This window comes from Mesorhizobium sp. M1A.T.Ca.IN.004.03.1.1, from assembly GCF_003997555.1.
Lineage (GTDB): Bacteria > Pseudomonadota > Alphaproteobacteria > Rhizobiales > Rhizobiaceae > Mesorhizobium.
In genome coordinates this window covers 1-282 of record NZ_RZTV01000203.1, presented here as the reverse complement: position 1 = coordinate 282, position 282 = coordinate 1, and the positions used below count along the sequence as shown (strand labels likewise).

The 282-nt window shown below is 66.7% G+C and carries 1 protein-coding gene; it reads right to left on the bottom strand.

Going from position 1 to position 282, the window contains the following annotated elements; all coding sequences use genetic code 11:
* Positions 1 to 282: alcohol dehydrogenase catalytic domain-containing protein (locus tag EOD29_RS31345; RefSeq protein ID WP_164763925.1), on the bottom strand; the 282-nt coding region annotated here is incomplete at its 3' end.

The window sequence follows — 282 nt, the reverse complement described above, 5'->3', positions numbered from 1 at the left end:
GAGGCCGCAGACCTTATCGCCGACGCCATGGCCCCTGACGCTCGAGCCGACGGCAACGATTTCGCCCGACAATTCCAGGCCGAGGATCGAGCTCGCATCCTTCGGCGGGGGATAGCTGCCCTGGCGCTGGGCAATATCGGGGCGGTTGACGCCGATCGCCTCGGCGCGCACCAGGACCTGCCCGTCTTGGGGCACAGGAAGCGGACGCCTGCCGATCGTCATCACCTCCGGCCCGCCGAAGGACGGCAGATCGACGAAACGCATATCCTGAGGCAAAGGCAT